Origin of the sequence: Butyrivibrio hungatei (assembly GCF_900101605.1) — a bacterium.
Classification (GTDB): Bacteria; Bacillota; Clostridia; order Lachnospirales; family Lachnospiraceae; genus Butyrivibrio; species Butyrivibrio hungatei_B.
This window is the reverse complement of the sequence record NZ_FMUR01000005.1, coordinates 165,099-184,534: the sequence shown is the minus strand read 5'-3', so window position 1 is coordinate 184,534 and position 19,436 is coordinate 165,099. Positions and strand designations below refer to the sequence as shown.

Sequence of the window (19,436 nt, the reverse complement as noted above, 5' to 3'; positions counted from 1 at the left end):
TAAAGTCAAGAGAAAAAAATAAATCATTTCAATCCCGTGGTGTAGCGCTTTATTAGTTTTTTTGATTTATGAGTAATGTCTTATTCTAAGTTGTATTCCGTTTTTTTCAGATAATTCCTTACATTTCTCGATATCCTGTTCAGGAAGGACATCAACAATCGACCACTTGACATCTTTTATCTGTTCTTTGCATTTCACTGCAAAATCAACCATCTTATCAAATCCGTTTTCATATTTCGGTCTTGACACTTCCTGGTACTTTGCCGCATCCGGTGCATTGAGACTGATAGAAACGCTGTCAATAACTTTGGAAAGCTCAGGTACAATATTTCGATTGTTTTCCTCATTTCCGAGTCCGTTAGTATTAAGACGGGTCTTTAATCCGAATTCTTTTTTTACAAGTTCTGCCGCTTCCAGAAGCGTATCCAGTTCACATGTAGGTTCTCCGTATCCGCAGAACACAAGCTCCTTATATCCGGAAAAATCATAATTTCGTATCGCATTAAGCACTTCATCTTTTGTGGGATTCTTCTCATGCCAAAGATTATCGGCACTTCCGACCCCATCCCTTAAAGATCTTATACAAAACGTGCAACTGCAATTGCATTTATTGGTAATGTTCGCATAAACCGAATCTTTGTATGTATATAATATATCCGCCATTATTTAAGCTCCTTAAGTTGTAAACTTTAAAATATTTCTTTTAACTCCGGCACTTTGGAACGCTGCCGCTCCTATGTAGAAAAAGATTGCACTTCCTCCGGACTGAACAACGCTTCCCGATAAAGTTGACAAAAAAGCAACTTCGCCGCCGAAAAGAATTTTTTCTGCAATGAAATATCCTGTTGCCGAGATAAAAAAAGAGATTATAGGCGCGGCCAGATTTCTTTTCGTAAGTAATGAATCCCCCTTACTTGTAAAAGGAATCACGATCAGCATCTTTATTATCACTGTTGCAATAGCCCACATAGGCGCCGTAAGAAGATCTGCGATACCTCCTCCAAGCGCTCCGACCATCATCGCATATGGAGCCGGCAACAATACTGCCGCAAGATATATCACCGTATCACCGAAATGTACATATCCTCCGTTTATCCCAACAGGTATATGGAAAATATAAGCTGTAAAGATAACGGTCAATGCAGTCATTGCTCCGGCAAGAGTCAAAAGTCTTATTTTTGCATTTGCATTTTTTTCTGTCATTGTAACTGCCCTCCCATATCTAAAATATTTATATGAAACTTTACAGCAAATCTGATTATATAGAAATGGTCAGATTATGTTTTTTTAATATTACCAGATAGAGGCTCTCAAATAGAAAAAAAAGGCTCCGGCATATACGCCGAAGCCTCTGAAAATCACATTCGATTTAATACACCATTATTTTCTTAAACAAGCATATTGCCTTTATGTCTCTTAATCTCAAACAGACCGCCTGATGTGATGGTCTCTTCAACATATGCGGTAAGAATATCTCCGTATCCGCGCTGATTATCTTTGCTAAATCCGGGCTCAAGCGACTGGAATTCGCCGTCTGCATAAGTAATAGCCAAAGCATTATTCTCACTTGTCTTAAGAATAAAGATTGTCTCGGCGCCATTTTTTACGGCAGTATATTCATATCCGTTTCCGTCAAGGAAGCTCTCAATCTGGCTTACATCTCCGGACACTGCATCCGCCATGGATATATCCGATGAAGAAGCCGCTGCTTCCTCTACAACCGCCTCTGTAAGAGCATCCACCTCCGCATTCAATACTTCGTCCAAATTCTTCATCTCATCAGCTGACATGTCTCCTCCAATATCTTCCGTAATAGCTTCATTTTCTGTAGTATTGATATCACTCTCAGTCTCTTTCATAGCGTCCATAAGAGCATCCATCTCGGCGGGATCGGGCAAACCGCTGTCGACATTTGCCGCCTCTTCCGCAACAACATCTCCAAGAAACGCATCATCCGAAGCAGAAGTTTCAGGTGCAGCTTCTTCTATATCGGGAATTTCAGTATCTTCTGATTTATCTTCCTCTATAACCGGCTCATCCAGAATCACTTCCGAAAACTCAGGCATAGGATCCGTTGCTTCCTGTATAGGTATCTCAACTGACATAGTTTCGGTAATCTCAGTTATAGGTGCTTCTGTAATGCTGTTATCTGTAGTCTCGGTGATCGGCACTTCCGCAGCGCTGTCAACTTCAGGTATCTCTGCCACCAAAGCTTCTAAATTATCCATAATCGCCGCCTCTTCTTCTGATAAACTCGCCTCTTCGGACTCTGCATTATCGGAAGCTTCCGCTTCAGTCATAGAAGCAAGCATCGCATCAACATCAGTAGCCTTCTCTGCTTCTGCCATAGCAGCAAGCATCGCATCCACGTCAACAGCAGGCTCTGCTTCTTTTGATTCATCAACAGCCGCATCCGCAGATTCCTCTGTATCCAGCAGTTCTTCTATCGGTTCAATATCAATAGATTCTCCTTCTCCCAACGTCTCAACAGGTTTTTCCTCCGCCTGCAAATCTGCAGCAATACCCTCGAGTGCCTCAGCAATCGCTGCATCAGTATCAAGAATATCCTGAGAACCGGGCGCAGCATCCGCTATCGCATTAAGTACATCAATTGGAGCATCATCAATTGCAGCGGCATTCCCCACATCCGTTGCAGTTCCCACATCTTCGCGCAAAAATCCTGCCGATGACTCTTCTGCCTTCATGGCAGCCAAGAGATCGTCAATATTTGCATTAGATAAATCCTGTTCGCCCAGAATATCCTGAGTGTCCATACCTTCCATATACTGTCTCCTTTCAAAGCTATCCTCTTATACAGATATTTCTTGCTGTCATTTAATAACAGCATATCATTCTTTCGGTATGTTTTTATTATCTTATAGTTTAACTATAATTAACAGTAAATTTTTTATAAATTCAGAATATTCCTTTTTTTAAACAAGATTTCATCTATTTTCTCGTAAATATTGTATACTCATTCTCTTCCACATATAAAAAACAAAACGGAGACAGCTCATATGAGTTATCTCCGTTTGTTGATAGAGCGGCTCTATCATCTATATATCATGCCCCACTTTGTGCTCGTTCCCTTCATCCCATTCATCGTAGATATCAATTGCCGGATTCATTTTAAGTTCTTTGTAGAAATCGCTGTTATAGAATCTTTCTATCGCGTCAACATCACGCTCAGGCCCGTTCTTTACCGTTGTATATATACTTAGATTAACTCGGTCAAAATACTCCAGTCCTATCTCAATATCTTTTTTGAGCTGTTCGATAGTCTGGCCTTCCATCCCGAACATTATATTGATCCATTGAAAATACTCTGCTATCTGCTCAGGTGTAACGCCCGGAAGTCCTTTATGCAGAATATCTTCTCTGATATGCTCATCGAAGGTTTCAACGCCGCAGCGAAAAACCGTATTAATACCATACTGCTTAAAAAACTCGGTGAAAAAACGATTTGCATCTCTATAAATATAATGTCCTTCAAGGATAACTGTCTTAATTCCCTTATCCCTGCAAGTTTCCCTGATGTAGTTGAGCGTAGTAAACGGAAGCTCGGTATATGACGCCGAACAGGTAACTTCAAGAACCGATGCCCCCACTTCCGCTCCTTTTACCTGAGCGAGTACTTTTTTATTTACTGAATCACATGCAAGAACTGACGAAGATTTATCATCCTGATAATCGCAAAAAGTACATTTCCCCCAAGAACAGCCAAGAGATACCAATAATACATTTTCTCTTTTCATAGAGCTCGTGTTCTCATCAACAAGCTGATATCGCACAAGATCGTAGATCATGCAACTGCCTCCTGCCGGTCATCATCATCTTTTTCCAAAAGGATTCCGCTTTTGCGGTTAAGATATCCCGCAAGGTACAAAAACGGCGTATCGCAGGCCGCAATAAGCATCTCTATAACAGATCCCGCAAGAGCAACTTCGAGACAATATAAAAGCGGAAATGTTCCGATAAATGCAAGTATTGAAAATCCGAAGTTCTCAGCACAGTTGCAAAGGATGGTAGATATGTTATTTCTGAACCACATATATTTTCCACCGGTCTTCTGTTTAATCTTCTGATAAAGAATAACGTCCACCCAGTTTGATAACACAAACATTACTCCGGATGCTGTCGTAATTCTCACAGACATAGCAAAGATGCTCTTCATGGCACCATCTACCGTATCATATGAATTCGGAACAAAAAGCTGTGTGAATATTGCAAAGATAATATAGGCAATGAGCGCTGCCGCCGCAATCTTCACAGCATTCTTGCTTGCTTTGTCACTGTACTTCTCATTGAGAATATCTGTCGTAAGGTATGTCGAAGCAAACATGACATTTCCAAGAGCCGTTGAGATACCGCCGATATCAACCTGCTTGGAAACCTGAATATTTGCAAAAACAACTGCAAGTGCCATCCATGTATAGAGCCCCCACTTTCCAAAAAGCTTGTCCATTACAAGAACTCCCGAAAAACATACAATAAGTTCCAAAATGCCCAATAATATATTCATCTTCTATGACCTTTCCTTAATAAAAAAATATGACTTTATCGTCTTAATGAAATATTTGCACAGGGAAAATTTGGAAAAATAAAAGAAAACTCTGCGAATTACCGCAGAGCCGTCAGAATGCATGATAATACATGTAATTTCCAATCAGCCCTGGTTTTGTTTAACGACAGGATGGTGCAAACGAACTGTCGAGTCATTACTTATGTGACTTTGGCTATACTACTACGAGTTTTTGGCGATGTCAAGATGTTTATTATTGCGTGCATTATTTATCACAATCATAAGCGTTGACATCATTTAGAGAACATGGTATAAGTGTATTAGGAGTGTTAATACACTATTGCAAAATTAAAACCCCCTTTAATATATTTATTTTAGATTATTACGCAAAAAGAAAGTATCAAGATATGAACAGACACATGACAGCGCAACCGGTACAATTCATGAAGGTCAGTCGTCCTCCCGTAAGGAACACGACAAGCCCCCGAAGGAATTACCCTGCACCTAAAAAGAAAAACAAACTTAAAAAAAATGCAATTTTTCTTTTTATAGAATTAATCATATTGATAGCAATCGGAGCACAGGCATTTCTGATATTAACAAAAAAGAGTAACGTAGAGATTGCGGCAGAAACTAAAATTCCATCTTGGATAGATGTTCAACTTATAGATCAGGGCAATCCCTCAAGAAGTGGTGTGATTCTTGAAGGCATAAATGATATTGTAGTTCATTATGTCGGAAATCCACGGACTACCGCACAGCAGAACAGAGATTTCTACAACCAGCAAGATTCGGATGTATGTTCACATTTCGTTGTCGGTATGGACGGCGAGATAATAATGTGCGTTCCCCTTACCGAAAAGTCCGCTTCAAGCAATGACAGAAACAAAGACACCATTTCAATTGAAGTTTGCCACCCGGATACCACAGGCGAATTTACCGATGAGTCCTATCAGTCACTGATAAAGCTTGTAAACTGGCTCAGATCTACATTTAATCTAAGCACCGACCATGTAATAAGGCACTATGAAGTTACCGGAAAAGAATGTCCTATGTATTATGTAAGAAACCCGGAAAAGTGGGATCAGTTTAAAGAAGATCTAAAAGCCGCAGAAGAGGGAAAAGAAGTGGAAAGTTCATATCGCAAGCATAAATCAGGCGAAGACTCAGAAGAAAGCGAAGATTATTCTGCAGATAATAGTGAGGAGTATGATTATAGCGAATCAGAAAATTATCTGGCAGACAATGACGTATATGAGGAATTTTCGTCGGAGATTCCGGATGAGGAGTTTGAAGAAATCTTTTATTAAGAGTAATAATGTGAAAGCGTCCCTTTCAAGTATATTGAGAGGGGCGCTTTTACATGGGCGGTTATAAAAGAGAGAAACGTCCTTTCAAGTGAGATTGAGGGGGGCATGTCGATACGCTTATACAAGAGAAAATAGCCCAACATACTTTGATTATGGATAATCAGTACATTGGGCTATTTTCTCTTGTCGTACGTTGTCGCAAAGCTCTTTTCAACACTTAATATATCGCGCTCCTTCGGAGCTTTCTCAAATAAAAAAGAAGATTGCCCTTTCAAGCAAGCTTGAGGGCAATCTTCTTTTTTATTTGAGCCACTACGTGGCGATATATTAAGTGCTGAACGAGTTTTGCTCGTTATCGCTCACATCATCCCCATACCAGGTCCACCTGCAGGCATTGCAGGAGCGGGTTCTTTGATTGTTGCTACTGCTGCTTCTGTTGTAAGGAAGCTTGATGCAACAGATGTAGCGTTCTGGATAGCGCTTCTTGTAACCTTGGCAGGATCGATGATTCCGTCCTTAACCATGTCTACGTACTCTTCTGAGTATGCATTAAAGCCTACGCCAACTTTGCTTTCCTTAACCTTGTTAACGATAACAGATCCGTCAAGACCTGCATTGTTAGCGATGTGGAAAAGAGGAGCCTCAAGTGCCTTAAGAACTACATTTGCACCTGTCTTCTCATCTCCCTCAAGGCTTGCAGCAAGTTTCTCAACTTCCTTAGATGCATGGATATAAGCTGATCCACCACCGAAGATGATACCTTCTTCTACTGCCGCTCTTGTAGCATTGAGAGCATCTTCCATTCTGTACTTAGCTTCTTTCATTTCAGTCTCAGTTGCAGCACCTACTCTGATAACGGCTACGCCGCCTGCAAGCTTAGCAAGTCTCTCCTGAAGTTTTTCTTTATCGAAATCAGATGTTGTATCTTCGATCTGCTTCTTAATCTGTGCAACTCTTGCAGCGATCTCATCTTTCTCACCAAGACCGTCAACGATTGTTGTCTTCTCTTTCTCAACCTTGATGCTCTTAGCTCTTCCGAGGTCATCAAGTGTTGTATCCTTAAGCTCAAGGCCAAGGTCTGAAGAAATAACCTTACCGCCTGTAAGGATAGCGATATCCTCAAGCATAGCCTTTCTTCTGTCACCATATCCGGGAGCCTTAACTGCTACTACGTTGAATGTTCCACGGAGCTTGTTAACGATAAGTGTTGTAAGAGCCTCACCGTCTACATCCTCAGCGATGATAAGGAGCTTAGATCCTGTCTTAACAATCTGCTCAAGAAGAGGAAGGATATCCTGGATGTTAGAGATCTTCTTATCTGTGATAAGAACATAAGGATCCTCAAGATTTGCTTCCATCTTGTCCATATCTGTAGCCATGTAAGCTGAGATGTATCCTCTGTCGAACTGCATTCCTTCTACGAGGTCAAGCTCAGTCTGCATTGTCTTAGACTCTTCGATTGTGATAACGCCGTCGTTTGAAACCTTCTCCATAGCGTCAGCGATCATCTGTCCAACTTCATCATCTCCTGATGAAACAGCGGCAACTCTCATGATCTGATCCTTGCCTTTTACCTTTGTAGCCATCTTGCTGATTGCTTCTACTGCGCACTCTGTAGCCTTCTTCATACCTTTTCTGAGAACGATAGGGTTAGCGCCTGCAGCAAGGTTCTTAACACCTTCATTGATCATAGCCTGTGCAAGAACTGTAGCTGTTGTTGTTCCGTCACCTGCTACGTCATTTGTCTTTGTAGCAACTTCTTTTACAAGCTGAGCGCCCATGTTCTCATAAGCATCCTCAAGCTCGATCTCTTTTGCGATAGTAACACCGTCGTTTGTGATTGTAGGTGCACCGTATGATTTATCGAGAACTACGTTTCTTCCCTTAGGTCCGATTGTTACTCTTACTGTATCTGCAAGCTTATTAACGCCTTCAACCATAGCTGTGCGGGCGTCTGCGCCGTACTTAATTGTCTTTGCCATTTTATTTATCCTCCGAATTGTGTTTGATTATTTAATAATAGCAAGAATATCGTTCTGCTTAACAATAATGTATGTTACATCATCAAGCTTAACTTCTGTTCCGGCATATTTTGAATAGATAACATTGTCGCCTGTCTTAACCTGCATAGTAACTTCCTTACCGTCAACTACTCCACCGGGTCCGACAGCGATAACTTCTGCCTGCTGAGGCTTCTCCTTCTCTGCTCCGGGAAGTACGATTCCTGATTTTGTTGTCTCTTCTGCTTCAAGCTGCTTTAATACAACTCTGTCTGCAAGTGGTTGTAATTTCATTACAAATGCCTCCTTTATATGATGTTTTGAATAATCTTTTTAAATTGTTAGCACTCATTTCGATTGAGTGCTAACCTCTAAGAACATATATTAGTGACTTCGCTTTGTATGTGCAAACGTGGATATCAAACATCAGATACATTATACTCTCATTTTCTTTAATTATCTCATCTTATCTCTCTTTTGCATCATTTAGTTATTAAAAAAGTATAAACTTGTAGCGTCAGTCTGCATTTCAGAGGCATAAAACCGTATTAATATGATGTCGTGTCGACATTTCAGTAAAATCCCCGATTAAAAGTCAACGTGCCGGTACTCAGGAAAAAATAAGAAAAGCATCAAAATCATAGATATCTACGAATTTTTGATGCTTTATAACCATGTATTAATATGTTCAAAGCATCGAAAATAAAGCCTTTCCGGATTTTTTGATGCTATACAGACCGTATAATCAGTCTTACTGGCAACAATTCCGAGAGATTTCAAATATTTTGATGCTCCGGCTTACTTACTGCTTAAAGTACGTTATCGCAACAACCTTCTCATCCAGCGCAAATGTGATTCCACAGTCTTCGAAATCATAGTTCAAGATATGGCTTCCTTCCATAGTTTCGCTTGAAGGTTCTCCGTAGGCGGCACGCACTTCCTCTTCAGTGCTTCCGACAGAAATGCCTCTGGCCGTCTTAACGTTCTCATCGTGTATCGTAAGCTGTCCTAGCGATTTCACTCCGTCAACTTCTTCTGTAAAAAGAACCATTCTGTCCGTATCGATATAATAAATATTTCCGGATTCATCCCCTGTCTGATTCTCTTCCGTTCCGATAACACTAAGGATCGTATCAATATCATCATTTACAGAAACTGTTTTTCCATTATATTCAAAAGAATTATCGGGAACCATGGGTTCTTCCGATGTAGCCTCAGCAGCCGATTCCTCTTCTGTCATCTCATCTGATGAACCTTCGGCACTACTTTCCTCAAACAATTCCTCAATACTAAAATCTGAATCACTGCTTAGCTCAGATTCAATCATTTCACCTATATCAGAAAGTTCCTCTATTTCCGGCACTTCGCATCCAACAAGTGTAAACATCATCACTGATGCCATAAGACATATCATCATTTTCTTTTTCATACCACCAACTCCCTTTCCAATTATAAAAACACTTTGTAGCAAAGAAAAAAATTTCCTAAGATACAAAAAATGACCGCAGAAATAATAGATTTCTCCGTTATTCTGCAGTCAAACCATCTCGTTATGTTATTACACACAATAAAAGATTTACGACTTTGCGCCCATACATTTCTGTATGTTTGCCCCGTTTTCTCTCTATGTTAATTTTAACATAACCTAAGTCCATTATCAATCAAATTAATCCATATACTGCTACTCGCCTTTATAATCATACTTTTCAGCAAAATCCTTCACTTTTGTCACAAGAATACTTGCAACATTCCGAAAAATTTTTTATAATCTTTTTATTAACATATATTTTACAAAAATGTAGAGATATAATCTATCAAAGATTGGAAAAATGCTATGGAAACAAAAATCATATTCATCAATGATGAACTTATATCACATAAAAAAGAACTGGAAAACTGCAAAGAAGAAATAAATGAGCTTCTGGCAAAATTTGAAAAAATGGATATGGATCCCGCCAACAAAAGCTATGTACGCATGATGGCGGCCAAAATAAATATTACGCTCCATGATATTGATTCAAATATCCGAAAGATTTCTTTTGCTTACAATATCGCTGAGCAGTACGCCGAAAGACTGATCAACTATTCTTATATGAAAAATACACTTCTTACGGATGACACCGAAGATGAAAGCTCAGATACAAAACATACAAATTAAATAAGTATTTCGCTCGCGAAATGCCAGCGCGCAAAAGAAATTCCCTATGATATAAAAAAAGGACTTCGACTGTACTATAACATAGTACAGATGAAGTCCTTTTAATAAATCCTTTAAATAGCTTTCTTTCGTCCCAGCATCTTTCTTATCATGCCTTTGGACATCTCAAAGCCCAGCGTTCCTGAATTTACAACGATCATATCTTCCGGCGCGCCCATCAGATCTGATGCCTTCCATATCCATCCGCCCCATTCTTCCTGCGAATAAACCTTGCAGAATTCATCCCAGTCCGTAAAGACAGGCGTTGCATTTGTCTCGTTTTTCCCATTTCCCTTTGAAAGACACGGAATCGAAATCTGCGTTTCTTTCTTTACCGAACCTTTTGCATCGATTCTTTTTGCAATCTGGTCCATGCCCTTAACGGGTACCAGAAATGATGCTCCGCGAAATGCCTTAACTATATCTGCTTCAAGTTTTTTAAGCATTTCTTTTTTTCCGTCATAATCTGCACTGTAGAAGCGCTCTTCCTGAAACTTCGCCACGGAGCGGAAAAAATCCGGATTCATGACAGGCCTGTTTATCTCAGGTGTCTTACTAAAATCAGGCACCGGGATTATCTCTTCGCTCTTTATCGATATCGCCGAATATGCCATAATATCAACCTGAAAAACCTGCACACCTCTCATATAAGCCGAAACGCCAAAAAATTTAAACAAGTCGCCATGCGGTATCTCGGTCACTTCAAACGTAGTCCTGAACTGCTTTATAAAATATCCTATACACTCATCGGCATACTCTCTTTCCGTAAATACCCAGACCCTGTTCCCGTCATCTATAAAAGGTGAATGAGTTATCCTGTCGGTAACCGTCCAAAGCCGTTCAGCCGACTTAAGCCTTTCGATTATGATTTTCTTAAGTGCATCTATCGCCTTAATAAATCTGACAGCGTGCGTATCCTTCTTTTTTAAAGTATCTTTGCTGATACCTACGAAAATCCCCTTCTCAACTGCATAACAGGCATTGGAATGTATCGTTATGATATCCTGGATTGGAAGATTTCTTATCTCCTTCATGGTTTCCGTCTCATCAGGGCTTATTCTCGGAACATATCTGTTACTTATATCATGTGCATGTTGTGTTCTCTCTTCTCTTGTCATTAATAAAAAAATTTTCCTCTTTGTCGTTTGCTGAATCTCCGGTTGCGTTATTAGAAAATTAATTATATAAATTTCCTATTAACATCTTAACATGTGTGAACTTTCAGCGCAATAATTTAGCCTCGTAAAAAACTGAATAAAAAAGCCATTTAATTAGTTCATATTCTTTTTATAATAAATAAATTGCATATCTAAGATTTATAATACATAATACAGTTAAGAAAATGTCGCTTTCAAAACAAGGATGTTTTGAGTTTACGCTTTAAGCGCATGTACAAGGAGGGCAATGTTATGAGCACAAATATTTTTGACAGTCTATCGGGCTCATACAACTACATGTCCGATATGAACAATCTTCTTTCGGATTATTCAAGCATTAAAAACGGCTCTTACAGGTCGCTTATGAAATCATATGTGAAAAAAGTCGGCAATCAGGCAGCGCTCAACGCATACAGAGAAACCGGAAGCACGGCAAACGTTTCCGTCTCCGATCCGGATAAGACAACCGATTCCAAGAAAGTAACTTCTACGTCAAATACCAAAGACACAGCCAAAGTTACTGCTGACAAATATGAGAAATTCAGATCAAACTGGCTCGACAACCAGCTTAAACAATACGAAAAAGACGGCAGTAAAACTACCGCCGCCGATACATCAATATCAATCGATACAACAACTTGAATTTTAATCTTTTTTGTGAGGAATTTCTTTTCCCGAAAGATCAATATAGTTCTCTTTTAGAGCTATAGCCCAGTATTTTTCCGGTATATCCGGCCATTTAACTGCTCCGCGTTCCTGTTCGCATAGTCGCATGGCGCGGAGCAGAACTGTTTCACTAAGGTCCACTCCGGTCCTTATCGTATGCATGGCCAGTGCAGCCCACGCAGGTGCGGTATTGCAAAGACCTGACTCTTTAAATTCCTTTAATATCTCTTTCCTGTCATACTCAAGCTGAATAAGCTCTTCTTCCCATGTTTTCCCGTTTCCGTGAAGTATACAGAACTGCGTTTTCCCGCCGTGAGACCAGGGAATCCCGATAGATCCGGGGCCAACGGCTTTTTTGCCCCTATAAACATATGCATCCTGAATATGCACGTGTCCGTGGAGAAGGAGCGACGTATTCATATGCGCAAGTATCCTCTTGGTATTTCTCTTTTCCCTGATAAGCACCTCGCTTGTATTTTCCGGCGATCCGTGACAATACTGAAACTTAGGCATCCCCGGCATCTCATATACTCCCTGATTCTGAAGCGAAGCAAAAAAATCAAAATCTTTATCCGTGAGATTATTATAAGTGTAAAGAAGGCTTCCGCTCGACGATCCGGCTTTCCAGCCCTCACCGCCTTTTTTCCTGTAATTAAGAAGGTATTCCTCCCTGTTTCCGCGTATTATGCAGGTATTAAAATACTGCTTCAGAACATAGATAAGTTCCATCGTTTTCTGAGGATACGGACAATCCGACACATAATCCCCCAAAAGAAGAAAATTCGTTATCCCCCTCCCCATGGCATAATCTATGCAAGCCTGCAACGCAGAATGATTGCCGTGTATATCGGCAAATACCGCAATATCAATCATATAAGACTAAAGCTCCGTTCATCAAACTGTCTGGTAAAGAGTTCGTAATAATAACCCTTCTGCTTCATAAGCTCCGCGTGTTTGCCGCGCTCTGTTATCTTACCGTCTCTTACCACCAATATTATATCAGCATCTACGATAGTTGACAGCCTGTGTGCTATGACAAAAGATGTCCTTCCCTTCGTAACTGTGACAATGGCATCCTGAATCGCCCTCTCCGTAACTGTGTCGATCGAGGATGTCGCCTCATCAAGAATAAGAATCCTTGGATCTGCAAGTATCGCCCTCGCAAACGAAAGAAGCTGCTTTTCACCCGTCGACAGCATGTCGCCGTCTTCTCCGACGTCGCTGTCAAGCCCCTTCTCCATCTTCTTTACTATATCTTCGGCAGATACGAGCCTAAGCGCCCCCATTATCTCTTCATCGGTCGCATCAGGCTTTCCGTATTTAAGATTATCTCTTACGGAACCCGAAAACAAGTGCGGCGTCTGAAGTACATATCCAAGATTACTGTGAAGCCATAACTGCGACCTAAGAGCCGCATCTTTTCCATCGATAAGGACCTGTCCCTTTGTCGGTTTAAAAAATCTGCAAACAAGATTTACAAGCGTCGATTTGCCGGCGCCCGTCTCTCCCACTATTGCGACGTTCGTTCCTTTCGGCACTTTGAGATTAAAGTTTTCAAGGACATATTCATCGCCGTCCGGATATTTAAAAGAAACATCCTTAAATTCAATATCTCCTATCAAAGGTTCCCAGTTCTCTTTTTTGGGATTAAAAGTATCTCCGTATTTTTCAATTACTTCAATAGAATCAGAGACATCAGACTCTGTCTCAAGGAGTCTGAAGAGCCTCTCAACATTTACCTGAACCGCGATCATCTCTGATATCGTGACGATCACATTCTGTACCGGCTCAAGAAGCCCTAGCGCATATGACAGGAACACCGACAGCGTACCTATCTGTATGATACCGCTCTCTGTAAGATTACCGCCCTTCCACAATACAAGTGCAAGCGCAAACGAAGACAGCATGGTTATAAGAGAAGTAAAAAGAGCCGAATAATGCGTGGAATGAACCGATTCTCTCCGCATTTTCTCCGTATCTTTTTCAAAATCCTCTTTTATCTTATCCTCGACAACAAGTGACTTTATCGCCTTGGCACCGGTAATCCCTTCATTGAAATTTCCCGTTATCGTCGAATTTATCTCTCTTATCTTTCTGTTAAGCACAAGGAGCTTTTTCTGGAAATACATCGCGATCACGGCCGCAACAGGAACCATCACGATCACAAATGCCGCGAGCCTTACATTCATCACAAGCATCATAACGAGCACCCACACAATGTAAGCGCCGTTCCATATGATATCCATCATTCTCCATGACACCATAACGCCGATCTTTCCCGTATCGCTCATTACTCTCGCGTGAATATATCCGACATTGTTTCTGTTAAAATAGTCAAATGACAGTTCCTGAAGATGGTTAAAAGAAGCATTTCTAAGATCTCTGTCCATCCCCATCTCAACCTGTCCGCACAGATCGCAGGTCACGTAATTGTCGACAACCTGGATAATCAGGATCACAAAATAAAGGACAATGAATAAAGGAAGCCCCTCCAATGTCTTTTTTGCCACAAAATTATCCAGCGCGAACCTGTTAAATATCGGAAAAACAGAATCAAAGAGCGAACTTATCACGCCCAAAGAAACCATCAGGATGATCTTCGGAAGATAAGGTTTTATATACGTATAAAGTTTTGGTATGCCAAAAAACGGCAGCTTTACGTTATTTTCTTCTTTCATATTCCCTGCATCTGTATATCATAAATTTTTTTATAGATTCCATCCTGCTCAAGGAGCTTATCATGGTTTCCGATCTGCGCCACCCTTCCTTTATCAAGCACAATGATATTATCCGCGTGCATCAGAGTCGTTATCCTGTGGGATATTATTATAACCGTTGAATTTCCTGCATTTTCGGAAAGCGCCTTCCTGATTTTCATATCGGTCTCGGTATCTACAGCCGACAGTGAGTCATCAAATACCATGATAGGCGGCTTTGACATCAGCATCTGCGCTATCGCGGTCCTTTGCTTCTGGCCTCCCGAAAGGGTAACGCCCCTCTCTCCCACATAGGTATCATATCCTTTGTTAAAAGAAAGTATGGTATCATCAAGCGCCGCTATCTTAGCCGCTTCTCTGATTTCTTTCATATTCGGATTATTACCCGCTATTCCGATATTTTCAGAAAGTGTCCCTGAAAAAAGAAATGGCTCCTGAAGGACAAGTCCTATATTTTTCCTTAAATGACTTGCTTTGATATCGGCTATATCCGTATCTCCTATGTAGATTTTTCCGCATCCTTCAGGCAACTTATATAATCTGTCCAAAAGATACATTAGAGTAGATTTACCGGATCCCGTTCCTCCAAGTATTCCAACCGTTGTTCCTGCTTTTATTGTAAAACTTACATTTTCGACAACTTCGCTCAAACCTTCGTCGTATCTGTAAGAAACATTTTCAAATCTTATATCGCGGTTCATATCGGGTTCAACCGCGTTTTCTGCGTCTTTTTCGACTTCGGAGTTCATAATATAAGCAATACGGTCTATAGAAACCCTTGCTTTACTCATCTCGGAGATGATCCTTCCAAGCGCACGTACAGGCCATGTGAGCATGGCGTTGTAAGAAACAAAAGCGATATACTCGCCGACAGTTATTGTATCTTTTACGCAAAATACCGCTCCGACCACCGTTATGATCATGACCTGTAATCCCGAAATCAGATCATTTGATGCCCAGAACGCCGCCAGAATCTTTATAAGCCTTATCCAGAGATCTGTATAATGCGAATTTTGTTTTTCAAAGCGGTCTCTTTCATACTTTTCTCTTCCAAATGCCCTTACTACGCGAACTCCCGTAAGATTCTCCTGCGCAGTCGAAGAAAGTCTTCCTTCTTCCGAATCCGCCTGTTCAAAGCCCACTCTTATCTTGTTATGGAAAAAACATGAATAAAGAACTATGACAGGAATAAAAACCGCGGATATCAAAGTCATGGTCTTATTTATGCCGATCATGAAATATACCGCTACAACTATCCTTATCACCGTTCTTACAAGAGAATGAAGCTGCTCCGAGACAAACATCTTTATCGTATCAACATCCGATGTACAACGCTGAATGATATCGCCGGTGTGATTTTCGCTGTGCCACGAAAAAGGCAGCTCCATAATATGTTCAAAAAGCTTATCTCTCATTCTGCGAACGAATCTCTCCGCCGCAATGGAATTGGTAAGTTTTAAAAGATATCTGCAAAGCGCCGCAAGAAGCGCAACTGTAATAACAGCAGCCGCTACATATACAAGGTTCTCTTTAAGAAACACCCTGCCGCCTGCTTTTTCGATCAATCTTTCCATATATGCAGGGACACTGCCCTCATTTAAGGCAGTGTCCGCAATACAAAAATCAATCGTATATTGAATTATCTTCGGTCCTATCATGTCAAGAAACGTCACAATAACCGAAAATATCACGCTTATTAAAAAAATCAATAAGCTCCCCTCAAGAAAATATAATATGATCATATTATCCTTTTACTATTTCTTTTAATGATCCTGCAAGTCCCGCAACGCTCTGAATGTTTGAAGGAACGATTATCTTGGTTGCCTGTCCGTTTGCAGCCTTCTCAAACGCCTCAAGGCTCTTAAGTGTAAGAACAGACTCATCTGCTCCGGCTTCCTTGAGCATCTTGATACCTTCTGCATTAGCCTCCTGGATATTCTTGATAGCTTCAGCCTGACCTTCGGCCTCACGGATTCTCTTTTCTCTCTCAGCTTCAGCTCTGAGGATAGTAGCCTGTTTATCAGCCTCGGCCTGAAGGATCTTACTCTGCTTCTCACCTTCTGCAACAGTGATCTGAGACTGCTTTTCACCTTCTGCAAAGAGAATCTTCTCTCTCTTTTCACGCTCAGCCTTCATCTGCTTCTCCATCGCATCACGGATCTGCTCGGGAGGATTGATATTCTTAAGCTCAACTCTTGTAATCTTGATTCCCCAAGGGTCTGTTGCGATATCAAGAGCATCCTGCATCTGCGCATTGATCTGATCTCTTGATGTAAGTGTCTCATCAAGTGTAAGCGATCCGATAACATTACGAAGTGTTGTAGCAGTAAGATTCTCAATAGCTCCGATAGGATTTCTTACACCATATGCAAATGCCATAGGATCTGAAATTCTGAAGAATACGATAGAGTCAATCTGCATTGTTACGTTATCCTGTGTGATAACGGGCTGAGGCGGGAAGTCGCAATACTGCTCCTTAAGATCAACCTGTCTTGCCACTCTGTCTATAAAAGGAACTTTTATATGAAGACCTACATCCCATGTCTCCTTATATGCTCCGAGTCTCTCAACGATAAATGAATGTGCCTGAGGCACGATCCTGATATTTGCCGCAAGCAAAATAATCACAAGAATTACCACAATAGGAAAAATAAACATAATTATGTCCTCTCTCTCTCAATTTTTAATAAGTTATTTTTTTTACGATCAGTTTATTTCCGACAATCTTTTCGACGACAACTTCCTCTCCTTCTTCGATTGTAATGTTGTCATCAGTCGATCTTGCAAGCCAGATTGAACCCTCAAGCTCAACCTTACCGCTATTTTTCATATTATCGATCCCGGTCTTTACGATCAGTTTTTTACCGATAACGGAGTCAATATTGGTCTTGGTCAGATTGTTATTAAAATGTTTGGCTGCAATAGGTCTTACCGCCGCGATACATACGACTGAAACAAGCACAAACACGGCAACCTGAGCCGGAAGTCCCGCTCCTGCCAGTGCAAGTATCATCGCGATAAAACTACCTGCAGCAAACCATATCGTCACAAGTCCGACGGTTGCAAGTTCAATTAATGCAAATACAACAGTGATTACCAGCCAATAACCTGCCGGTGTAGAAATAAAATCCATAGATACCCCCTTCCCCATTGCATCGCCGCTACCGCTGTTTTGGGTAACGTATTACTCATATTATACATTCTTTTCAGCGGGAAATCCATGTATATATCAGGTAAACTTCTTATCGTTATACCATTTGATTATTACTCAAATCACGGCTATTATATATTATAGGGGAAAGGACTTATGCATATGATCGATGATTTATATACAGAGCTTAAAACAGCCGTAAATTCAATACCTCTTTCAGCCGCAATCCTGTCCGTCAAAAAAGACGGTAACGGAAATTGCGACGAGCTTCGCTACTTTACCATGAACGATTCATTTATTTCCGACTCTTTGTATCTTTTTTTTAAAGACGAATCAGATAACAGTAAAACCAGAGAAGAACGACTGAAAGAAGTAGAATCAAGGCTTGAGGGTGAATTATATACAGCAAATGTTCAAAAGGAGCTTAAATTTGAAGATGCCTGTTTCAGAGCGGCATGGAAAAGAGAGCCCATCCATAACTATGTAGATACGACAAAAATGTACGGATACTGGACCGAAAACTTTTTCCTGCCCGTCGCAGTAAGCAGCGATAAAACAGAACCCAACGTTGCTTTCTGCCTTTTCATATACACATTAAACAAGGAAATGGATGTGAATAAGTTTTCCGCGGTATCTCCCGATATTGCCTCATTCATCATAAAATCTTGCTTAGAGCTTCAAAGTGAAAATGATTTCTATTCCAGCATGCAGCTTGTTACGGATTATATAAGAGAATATGCCGGCGCCTACGGTGCAAGTATAATGTCCTACCAGAGCGACCTAAAAAAATACGAAGTGATAAGCGGTTCAACCGTCGATGAAGTAAGCATAAAAGAAATATTTGCCAATATTCCTTTCTCAACTGTCGCAAGCTGGGAAAAGCTTCTGAAACATACAAATGCGATCATCATTAAGAACGAGCAGGATCTTGAATATTACGAAAGTCAGGCTCCCGAGTGGGTAAAAACTCTGAGAGACAGTCGCGTTTTCAGTCTGTGCCTCGTACCCTTTCTACGCCAAAATAACATAATAGGCTATCTGTTTATTTCAAATTTTGATGTCAGTCAGATGAGAAAAGTCAAAGAAATGCTCGAGCTGTTGTCTTTTTTCTTATCTGCGGAAGTTGCAAACCATCTTTTCCTTGAAAAGCTTGAATACCTCAGCAATATAGACATTCTGACAGGCGTAAAGAACAGAAACTGCATGAATGCAGATCTTGAAGAGTTTTCTATTAAATTCAAATTTAATCCCATCCCGTTTTCTGTCGCATACTGTGATATCAACGGGCTTAAGATCGTAAACGATAATCTGGGTCATGATGCGGGTGACAAGCTTATCGCAGCAGCTGCCGACATTCTCAAGGAAGTCTTTAAAGATGACAACATCTACAGGGCCGGCGGCGATGAATTTTCAATCATCTCAACGCACAGCTCAGAGCATGAGTTTGAGGAAAAAATAAAAAGACTCCGTGAACTTACAAGCGATCCAGACAAGCTGTGTTTTGCGATCGGTTACTATCACGACGGCGGATCGGGCCCCTTGGAACTTGCCATGCGCTATGCAGATGAACGGATGTATCGGGACAAAAACGAATTCTATGAAAAGCACCCCGACAGAAGGCGTTAACTTAATTATTAATTTATTATTTTTCACACTTTATTGTTTGATTATTCAATAATTTAAGGATAATATAGATATGAATTTACTATGCGGTAA

18 protein-coding genes and 1 riboswitch are annotated in these 19,436 nt (G+C 40.6%); of the genes, 4 read left to right on the top strand and 14 right to left on the bottom strand.

Annotated features, from left to right (window positions below):
- Positions 1-66: 66 nt before the first annotated feature.
- The 5 genes from BLP87_RS04580 to BLP87_RS04560 form a co-directional block, all read right to left on the bottom strand.
- Entirely contained in the window at positions 67-663 is a 597-nt protein-coding gene (locus BLP87_RS04580; protein ID WP_074461649.1) for a TIGR04100 family radical SAM protein, read from the bottom strand.
- 12 nt (positions 664-675) lie between these two features.
- Positions 676-1,203 carry a TIGR04002 family protein gene (locus BLP87_RS04575; RefSeq protein ID WP_074461648.1) on the bottom strand — a complete coding sequence of 176 codons (528 nt, stop codon included), beginning with the start codon at positions 1,201-1,203 and terminating at the stop codon, positions 676-678.
- A 185-nt stretch (positions 1,204-1,388) separates the two neighbouring features.
- On the bottom strand, positions 1,389-2,783 hold the full coding sequence (locus BLP87_RS04570) for a hypothetical protein (protein WP_074461647.1): 1,395 nt from the start codon (positions 2,781-2,783) through the stop codon (positions 1,389-1,391).
- 273 nt (positions 2,784-3,056) lie between these two features.
- Positions 3,057-3,806 (bottom strand): radical SAM protein, encoded by a 750-nt coding sequence (locus tag BLP87_RS04565; protein WP_083334474.1) that lies wholly within the window; start codon positions 3,804-3,806, stop codon positions 3,057-3,059.
- On the bottom strand, positions 3,803-4,522 hold the full coding sequence (locus BLP87_RS04560; RefSeq protein WP_074461646.1) for a queuosine precursor transporter: 720 nt from the start codon (positions 4,520-4,522) through the stop codon (positions 3,803-3,805). The genes BLP87_RS04565 and BLP87_RS04560 overlap by 4 nt, the downstream gene beginning before the upstream one ends.
- Before the next feature lie 407 nt (positions 4,523-4,929).
- Here BLP87_RS04560 and BLP87_RS04555 point away from each other — a divergent pair, with 407 nt between their 5' ends.
- Positions 4,930-5,832 carry a peptidoglycan recognition protein family protein gene (locus tag BLP87_RS04555; RefSeq protein WP_074461645.1) on the top strand — a complete coding sequence of 301 codons (903 nt, stop codon included), beginning with the start codon at positions 4,930-4,932 and terminating at the stop codon, positions 5,830-5,832.
- Positions 5,833-6,191: 359 nt separating this feature from the next.
- Here BLP87_RS04555 and groL read toward each other — a convergent pair whose 3' ends face one another.
- From groL to BLP87_RS04540, 3 genes are all read right to left on the bottom strand, one after another.
- Positions 6,192-7,814, bottom strand: coding sequence for a chaperonin GroEL (gene groL, locus BLP87_RS04550; protein WP_074461644.1), 1,623 nt, complete (start codon positions 7,812-7,814; stop codon positions 6,192-6,194).
- Positions 7,815-7,841: 27 nt separating this feature from the next.
- Complete coding sequence (locus BLP87_RS04545) at positions 7,842-8,126, bottom strand: co-chaperone GroES (protein ID WP_074461643.1); 285 nt, start codon at positions 8,124-8,126, stop codon at positions 7,842-7,844.
- A gap of 508 nt (positions 8,127-8,634) precedes the next feature.
- Positions 8,635-9,261 (bottom strand): hypothetical protein, encoded by a 627-nt coding sequence (locus tag BLP87_RS04540; RefSeq protein WP_074461642.1) that lies wholly within the window; start codon positions 9,259-9,261, stop codon positions 8,635-8,637.
- A 100-nt stretch (positions 9,262-9,361) separates the two neighbouring features.
- A riboswitch (cyclic di-GMP riboswitch) is annotated at positions 9,362-9,455 on the bottom strand.
- 211 nt (positions 9,456-9,666) lie between these two features.
- Between BLP87_RS04540 and BLP87_RS04535 the strand changes: the two genes are divergently transcribed.
- Complete coding sequence (locus BLP87_RS04535) at positions 9,667-9,990, top strand: hypothetical protein (RefSeq protein WP_074461641.1); 324 nt, start codon at positions 9,667-9,669, stop codon at positions 9,988-9,990.
- Between the two features lie 113 nt (positions 9,991-10,103).
- Here BLP87_RS04535 and BLP87_RS04530 read toward each other — a convergent pair whose 3' ends face one another.
- A complete protein-coding gene (locus tag BLP87_RS04530) occupies positions 10,104-11,147 on the bottom strand; it encodes an SseB family protein (protein ID WP_074461640.1) in 1,044 nt (347 codons plus the stop codon).
- Positions 11,148-11,438: 291 nt separating this feature from the next.
- Here BLP87_RS04530 and BLP87_RS04525 point away from each other — a divergent pair, with 291 nt between their 5' ends.
- Complete coding sequence (locus BLP87_RS04525; protein ID WP_074461639.1) at positions 11,439-11,828, top strand: hypothetical protein; 390 nt, start codon at positions 11,439-11,441, stop codon at positions 11,826-11,828.
- A gap of 3 nt (positions 11,829-11,831) precedes the next feature.
- Here BLP87_RS04525 and BLP87_RS04520 read toward each other — a convergent pair whose 3' ends face one another.
- Genes BLP87_RS04520 through BLP87_RS04500 form a run of 5 tightly spaced genes read right to left on the bottom strand, consistent with a single transcriptional unit; the run spans position 11,832 to position 17,702 of the window.
- A complete protein-coding gene (locus tag BLP87_RS04520) occupies positions 11,832-12,725 on the bottom strand; it encodes a metallophosphoesterase family protein (RefSeq protein WP_083334473.1) in 894 nt (297 codons plus the stop codon).
- A complete protein-coding gene (locus tag BLP87_RS04515) occupies positions 12,722-14,530 on the bottom strand; it encodes an ABC transporter ATP-binding protein (RefSeq protein WP_074461638.1) in 1,809 nt (602 codons plus the stop codon). The genes BLP87_RS04520 and BLP87_RS04515 overlap by 4 nt, the downstream gene beginning before the upstream one ends.
- Positions 14,527-16,278 (bottom strand): ABC transporter ATP-binding protein, encoded by a 1,752-nt coding sequence (locus BLP87_RS04510; RefSeq protein ID WP_242871811.1) that lies wholly within the window; start codon positions 16,276-16,278, stop codon positions 14,527-14,529. Before BLP87_RS04510 ends, BLP87_RS04515 begins: the two co-directional genes overlap by 4 nt.
- 34 nt (positions 16,279-16,312) lie before the next feature.
- Positions 16,313-17,227: an SPFH domain-containing protein gene (locus tag BLP87_RS04505; protein ID WP_083334472.1), complete on the bottom strand. Its 915-nt coding sequence runs from the start codon at positions 17,225-17,227 to the stop codon at positions 16,313-16,315.
- Between the two features lie 25 nt (positions 17,228-17,252).
- Positions 17,253-17,702 carry an NfeD family protein gene (locus BLP87_RS04500; protein WP_074461635.1) on the bottom strand — a complete coding sequence of 150 codons (450 nt, stop codon included), beginning with the start codon at positions 17,700-17,702 and terminating at the stop codon, positions 17,253-17,255.
- 180 nt (positions 17,703-17,882) lie between these two features.
- Between BLP87_RS04500 and BLP87_RS04495 the strand changes: the two genes are divergently transcribed.
- Entirely contained in the window at positions 17,883-19,346 is a 1,464-nt protein-coding gene (locus BLP87_RS04495; RefSeq protein ID WP_176756602.1) for a GGDEF domain-containing protein, read from the top strand.
- The last annotated feature ends 90 nt before the right edge of the window (positions 19,347-19,436 follow it).

What these genes read in the sequence shown, in the direction of transcription:
- BLP87_RS04580 (WP_074461649.1), bottom strand. Translation starts at nt 663, where the DNA reads ATGGCGGATATATTATATACATACAAAGATTCGGTTTATGCGAACATT.
- BLP87_RS04575 (WP_074461648.1), bottom strand. Translation starts at nt 1,203, where the DNA reads ATGACAGAAAAAAATGCAAATGCAAAAATAAGACTTTTGACTCTTGCC.
- BLP87_RS04570 (WP_074461647.1), bottom strand. Translation starts at nt 2,783, where the DNA reads ATGGAAGGTATGGACACTCAGGATATTCTGGGCGAACAGGATTTATCT.
- BLP87_RS04565 (WP_083334474.1), bottom strand. Translation starts at nt 3,806, where the DNA reads ATGATCTACGATCTTGTGCGATATCAGCTTGTTGATGAGAACACGAGC.
- BLP87_RS04560 (WP_074461646.1), bottom strand. Translation starts at nt 4,522, where the DNA reads ATGAATATATTATTGGGCATTTTGGAACTTATTGTATGTTTTTCGGGA.
- BLP87_RS04555 (WP_074461645.1), top strand. Translation starts at nt 4,930, where the DNA reads ATGAACAGACACATGACAGCGCAACCGGTACAATTCATGAAGGTCAGT.
- groL (WP_074461644.1), bottom strand. Translation starts at nt 7,814, where the DNA reads ATGGCAAAGACAATTAAGTACGGCGCAGACGCCCGCACAGCTATGGTT.
- BLP87_RS04545 (WP_074461643.1), bottom strand. Translation starts at nt 8,126, where the DNA reads ATGAAATTACAACCACTTGCAGACAGAGTTGTATTAAAGCAGCTTGAA.
- BLP87_RS04540 (WP_074461642.1), bottom strand. Translation starts at nt 9,261, where the DNA reads ATGAAAAAGAAAATGATGATATGTCTTATGGCATCAGTGATGATGTTT.
- BLP87_RS04535 (WP_074461641.1), top strand. Translation starts at nt 9,667, where the DNA reads ATGGAAACAAAAATCATATTCATCAATGATGAACTTATATCACATAAA.
- BLP87_RS04530 (WP_074461640.1), bottom strand. Translation starts at nt 11,147, where the DNA reads ATGACAAGAGAAGAGAGAACACAACATGCACATGATATAAGTAACAGA.
- BLP87_RS04525 (WP_074461639.1), top strand. Translation starts at nt 11,439, where the DNA reads ATGAGCACAAATATTTTTGACAGTCTATCGGGCTCATACAACTACATG.
- BLP87_RS04520 (WP_083334473.1), bottom strand. Translation starts at nt 12,725, where the DNA reads ATGATTGATATTGCGGTATTTGCCGATATACACGGCAATCATTCTGCG.
- BLP87_RS04515 (WP_074461638.1), bottom strand. Translation starts at nt 14,530, where the DNA reads ATGAAAGAAGAAAATAACGTAAAGCTGCCGTTTTTTGGCATACCAAAA.
- BLP87_RS04505 (WP_083334472.1), bottom strand. Translation starts at nt 17,227, where the DNA reads ATGTTTATTTTTCCTATTGTGGTAATTCTTGTGATTATTTTGCTTGCG.
- BLP87_RS04500 (WP_074461635.1), bottom strand. Translation starts at nt 17,702, where the DNA reads ATGGATTTTATTTCTACACCGGCAGGTTATTGGCTGGTAATCACTGTT.
- BLP87_RS04495 (WP_176756602.1), top strand. Translation starts at nt 17,883, where the DNA reads ATGATCGATGATTTATATACAGAGCTTAAAACAGCCGTAAATTCAATA.